Annotated in this window: 5 protein-coding genes, 1 tRNA gene and 1 pseudogene; 3 read left to right on the forward strand and 4 right to left on the reverse strand. The window is 61.5% G+C overall.

The window, feature by feature from the left end; translation table 11 throughout:
* Positions 1-126 precede the first annotated feature (126 nt).
* From NW845_RS12290 to NW845_RS12305, 4 genes are read right to left on the reverse strand one after another with little or no spacing between them, the layout of a single operon-like run.
* Positions 127-1785, reverse strand: coding sequence for an ABC1 kinase family protein (locus tag NW845_RS12290; RefSeq protein WP_414378734.1), 1659 nt, complete (start codon positions 1783-1785; stop codon positions 127-129).
* 38 nt (positions 1786-1823) lie between these two features.
* Positions 1824-2405: a peroxiredoxin family protein gene (locus tag NW845_RS12295; RefSeq protein ID WP_414378735.1), complete on the reverse strand. Its 582-nt coding sequence runs from the start codon at positions 2403-2405 to the stop codon at positions 1824-1826.
* Positions 2406-2442: 37 nt separating this feature from the next.
* A complete protein-coding gene (locus NW845_RS12300) occupies positions 2443-2880 on the reverse strand; it encodes an SRPBCC family protein (protein WP_414378737.1) in 438 nt (145 codons plus the stop codon).
* Positions 2881-2883: 3 nt separating this feature from the next.
* Complete coding sequence (locus NW845_RS12305) at positions 2884-3447, reverse strand: hypothetical protein (protein ID WP_414370547.1); 564 nt, start codon at positions 3445-3447, stop codon at positions 2884-2886.
* 143 nt (positions 3448-3590) lie between these two features.
* On the opposite strand from NW845_RS12305, the gene NW845_RS12310 reads away from it, so the two are divergent.
* From NW845_RS12310 to NW845_RS12320, 3 genes and pseudogenes are all read left to right on the forward strand, one after another.
* Positions 3591-3675, forward strand: a tRNA-Ser gene (locus tag NW845_RS12310).
* Between the two features lie 48 nt (positions 3676-3723).
* The gene (locus tag NW845_RS12315) at positions 3724-4068 is read left to right on the forward strand and encodes a hypothetical protein (RefSeq protein ID WP_414378738.1); all 345 of its coding nucleotides are present in this window, start codon (positions 3724-3726) and stop codon (positions 4066-4068) included.
* Between the two features lie 199 nt (positions 4069-4267).
* A pseudogene (locus NW845_RS12320) lies at positions 4268-4850 on the forward strand (hypothetical protein); the annotation flags it as partial.

Genomic DNA, 4850 nt, shown 5'->3' on the forward strand with positions numbered 1-4850 from the left:
AGCCTTGTGGGGCAAGGCATCGAGCGGGTCAACGAAAGAATCGGCCTTTGCGGGATTTGGCGAGGCGCTCGCAGAGCCGCTGCTACCGTTTTTGTGTTGCTTTGCCAACACGAGATGCGTACGGGATTAGCCCCGCAGGCGACCGGAGCGCAGGATGCTGAGGATGAGCCACAGCCCCAGCAGGCTGGCGGCGCCAAAGAGCAGCTCGCTTAGCCAAAAGACCTGGAAGCGCTGGGTTTGCGCCGAGATGATGGCAGCGCCAATAATCAGGGATCCAACCAGGATGCTGTAGGAGAGGCGGTTGGCCGACTGGTCCAGGCTGGTGCGGAGGCCTTCCAGCTCCTGCACCGTCAGGTTCCAGCGCTGGGTCTCGGAGGTGATGCGGCTAAGCAGCACTTCCAGTTGCCGCGGCGACTGCAGCGAGAGGTTTTTGAGATCCAGGGCTGTGCGCAGCAGCGAGGGCAGGGGGGCCTCCCCCAGCAACTGCTGCCGAAACACATCGGCCATCAGGGGGCGAATTTGCTCCGGCAGATTGTAGTCTGGGGTGAGCTGGCGGGCGATCCCTTCCAGGTTGGCCAGGGCCTTGGCGCACAGCCCCAGGTTGCCGGGGATGCGGATCTGGTTGCGCCGTGCCGCCTGTAGGATCTCGGAAAAGAGCTCGCTAAAATCCAGCTCGGCAACGCTCAGGGTGTAGTACTGGCGCAAGAGGCGCTCGTATTCCCTCTGCAGTTGGGCCAGGCTGACGGCGGGATCCCGCGGGCTGCCCCTGGGACTTTCCGGCAGGGCCAGTTCCAGCGTGAGCTCGGCACAGCGCTGGGCATCCAGGCTGACGATGGCCAAAATCAGCTCCAGCACAATCTGCTGCGTGCGGGGATCCAGCCGCCCAATCATGCCGCAGTCCAAGAGGGCCACGCGACCGGATCCCAGGTAGAAGAGGTTGCCGGGGTGGGGATCGGCGTGGAAATAGCCGTCAAGGCAGATCTGCTGGAAAAAGGCGCGGGTGAGCAGGCGGGCAATCTGCTGCGGGTCGGCGTCACTGCGATCCGCCTCCAGCAGGGGCTTTCCCTCGATCCACTCCAGCGTCAGCACCTTGGGGGTAGTGAGCGCCCAGTAGACGCGCGGCACCACCAACTGTGCTGGGTCAAACCAACGGCTGGCCTGCAGGCGTTGCCGCAGTTGCTCCGTGTGGCGGGCTTCCTGGGTAAAGTCCAGCTCCGCCTGCAGCGCCCGGCAAAACTCATTGGCCAAGGCCACCACGTCTGTTAGCCTACCGAACTCCGTTTGCGCCACCAGCTCAGCAATGCTGCGGATGAGCTTTGTATCTCGCTCTACTATTGCCTCCAAACCCGGCCGCTGGATCTTGAGAGCCACCGCTTCGCCGCTGAGCAGGCGGGCGCGATGGACTTGGGCAATGGATCCCGCTGCCACCGCTTCTGTGTCCAGGCTGCTGAATATCTGCTCCAGCGGCTTTTGCAACTGCTGGCGCAGCAGGATCTCCACCGCCTTCCAGGGCACGGGGGGCACATTGCTCTGCAGCGTGCTGAGGGCCTCAATGTACTCCCGCGGCAACAGATCGGGGCGGGTGCTCAGCAACTGGCCCAGCTTCACATAAACCGGCCCTAGATCCACCAGGATGTTGCGCAGCACCATCGGCGGCGGCAGTTGCGGCTCTTCCGCCCTGCCCAAGGAGAGCAAGCGCCGCATGTAGTCCCAGCCGTGGCGCAGGACTACTTCCAGGATCTCCGCCTGCCGGGCGCTGTTCTGAGCCAGCCGCGCAAAGACCACCCCTTTTCCCTCCTCTGCCGAAATTGCCTAGAGACAGCTTAGAAAAAGGGCACGGGAGCCACCCGGCGGGTTCCGTCCCAGCCGCTGGCTAGCCCCTCCCGCAAGACCCGCAACACTTCGTCGGTGCTGGCGTTGGGCTCGGCAAAGGAGAAGAGGTGCTTATAGCGCAGCCTCCCCTCGCGATCCACAATGAACTGGCCGGGCAGGGGCGCCCCCATCGCTTGGCCGACACCGTAGAGCCGAAAGGTCTTGCACTCCGGATCCACCAACAGCGGATAGGGCAGTTGCAGGTCGGCTTGGATCTGTTGGCTTTGCACCGGGTCGGTGCTGGTAATCATCAGCAGCTCTGCTCCCAAAGACCGGATCTCCTCGTAGCGGGCCTTCAGCTCCTGGATGTGGGGGTAGCAGAAGGGGCAGAAGAGTTTTTCTGTGAAAATACGGGTAAAAGCCAGAACCACCGGCTGGTGGCCGCGGTAGTCCGACAGGCGTACGGGATCCCCGTGTACATTGGGCAGCTCAAAGTCGGGGGCCAGCTCGCCAATCTGCAGAGGGCTGTTGGCCGGCTGGGGGATGAAGTTGTCGAAAAAGCGACGGTTGAACAGGCCGCTGTTGCTGGTCATTGCCATTTTTTACGTTTCTTTACTACCTGCCACCAGCCTAACCCAAAGCCTCGGCCACTGCCTTTAGCCGTCGCAGTTGTGCCCGCATGTCGTACCGAGTTAGCTCTGCTGCCACCAGGTAAAACCCCGCCGCCACCCAGGGGTTGGGGATGGAAAACTCAAAGCGGTTCACTAACAGCGTTCCGGACGCCTGGGGGCGGCACTCCCAGCGGTCAGTGCCCTGAAAAAACCCCTCAAACTGCCACTGCACCAGGCCCTCGGCCCGCTCGGTAATCACGCAGTCCAGGCTGGGGGAAATGAGAGGCAGGCGCAGGAAAAAGCGGTAGCGGCTGCCCAGTTGCCCCGTAGGGGATCCCAGCGCTTCGCAACCCAAAAGCGGGTTAAGCCAGCGCCGCAGCAGCTCCGGGTCAATGAGACAGTGCTCCACCCGCGCCACGTCAGCAGCAATTTCAATTGCTTGGGTATAGACGGGCATGCTTTAAGGAAAGGCTGCAGCAGCAGGCTGCGCTTTGCCGACAGGGGCAACGGTACTCAGCAAAATCAAGATATCCCGGTACTCCACCTGATCCGGCCCGCGGCGGGGGGATCCCACCTGAATGACTGCCTGGTGCAGGGACTGTTCAGGGTGGGGGGGAGACTCAAACACAAGGGTGCGGATGCCGTTGGCTTGTTCCAGATCCGAGAGGAGATCCCAGCCCCGGCCCCAGAGGGTACGACGGTAGTAGGCGGCAATCTCCTCCAGCGGCTGAGAGGTCTGCAAGAGCAAGGAGGTCAGCCCCCCCTCCTGATCCCAGATTTGCCCGGAAGAGAGGACGGCGGCTTCAGGCAACTGCAACTGCGGCGGGAAGTGGGGAGGAAGGGCGCGGGTATCGCCCACGGAAGCCGCAAAATGGGTGCCATCTTCGCCAACGTGGCGCAGCACCGGATCCAGCGGGGCAGCTTCGGAAGGAGGTGGCTCTGGCAAAGGGCGACAGGCAGCCAGCAAGGCTAGCATTAGCCAAGCCAGAAGTTGCACCTGAGCTGGGCAAAAGTCTCCTCTCATTCGTAGCCAGGGATCCCTCAGGTGGGTTATAGCGGATCCCCTCCCCCAGGACAACCCCTCCGTTGAAGCAACACCCCCCGCCCCTGCCCAAACGGCAATTGCACAACCTAAAATCAGTAGAGATCTGCGTGTAGGGATCCCTGGGAGAGGTGTCCGAGTGGTTTAAGGAAGCAGTCTTGAAAACTGCCGTGGCGCAAGCCACCGTGGGTTCGAATCCCACCCTCTCCGTCCTGGAATCTTTCGCCAGCTGCTGAAGTTTGCAGAGGCTCTGGCTCTATGCCAACGCCGACTGCAACCTACACGCCAACTCCCACACCGACGCCGACATCTACCCCGGCGGGCACCCAGCTCACTATCCTGGGGCTGTCTGCCGGCGCGACAGTTACCATCCGCCAGGCCGATGGCACAGTCATCGCCACCTCCACGTCGGTATCCGGCAACGTTGTCACCTTCCCCGGCTCCTTCACCATCCCCCTCGGCAGCCAAATCCGGGTGACACCGGCCATCGCCTTGCTGCAGCCAATTACGGTGGGCGGCACGACGCTGAGCCCCTTTGACAACACCACGAACTCCGGCGGCACCACCTACTTCAACTTCGGGCCAAGCATCTCGGTAAATTAGCTTGAGGTTGGCTGCCACAGCAGTCTCGGGAGGGCATTGGGTTGCCCTTCTTTTTTCCTTTACGGGCAGGTGGTCTTTTTCCGCCCCAACGTTTATGCGCGAACTTGGGTAGGATTTCCTTAGTCCAGTTTCGCAGTGAGCGAGATAGCCTCTACATAAGACTTCAGCCCCTTTGAGTTTTAACCAACGGAGGCTAAGTATGACTGTTCGGGATCCCAAAACCAACCTGCGCTCTTCGCTGCTTTCGCTGCTGCTAACCTCCTCCCTGGTGGGGGGAGTAACGTCCTGTTCTTTTTCTGAGGCTCCCAGTGTTACCCAAGTTCCGCCAACCCTCTCTGCTCAGGCTCCAGAAACACCTGCGACGCCGCCCGATAGCATTTCCTTCTACTACGACGGGGTGAAGACCTCCATCACCATCAAGGACGCGGCTATCCTGTTTGCTGCCGGCGTCTTGAATACCAACAACCCCGGGCAAATTGTAAATTTCGTTAACAATACCCTGAAAGCAGGGCCGATTACTGTTAGCGACGTTACGGCGCTGGGCAACCCGCTGGATCCCGCCATTTCCGACTTTACCGGCGATGGCGTGGTCAACATCAACGATGTGGCCGTGTTGTTTGCCGCCGTGTCCACGGGAGCGCCGCCGACGGCCAGCAAGATCAACACCTTCATTTCGGGCACGCTGAAGCTGCCGGGAGTAACCGTAACGCAGGCGCAGCTGGACAGCTACTTCAGCGCAGCGACGCCGACCCCGACACCTACGCCCACGCCCACGCCAACAC

Source organism: Synechococcus sp. H60.2, from assembly GCF_047462315.1.
Classification (GTDB): domain Bacteria; phylum Cyanobacteriota; class Cyanobacteriia; order Thermostichales; family Thermostichaceae; genus Thermostichus.

What these genes read in the sequence shown, in the direction of transcription:
- NW845_RS12295 (WP_414378735.1), bottom strand. Translation starts at nt 2,405, where the DNA reads ATGACCAGCAACAGCGGCCTGTTCAACCGTCGCTTTTTCGACAACTTC.
- NW845_RS12300 (WP_414378737.1), bottom strand. Translation starts at nt 2,880, where the DNA reads ATGCCCGTCTATACCCAAGCAATTGAAATTGCTGCTGACGTGGCGCGG.
- NW845_RS12305 (WP_414370547.1), bottom strand. Translation starts at nt 3,447, where the DNA reads ATGAGAGGAGACTTTTGCCCAGCTCAGGTGCAACTTCTGGCTTGGCTA.
- NW845_RS12315 (WP_414378738.1), top strand. Translation starts at nt 3,724, where the DNA reads ATGCCAACGCCGACTGCAACCTACACGCCAACTCCCACACCGACGCCG.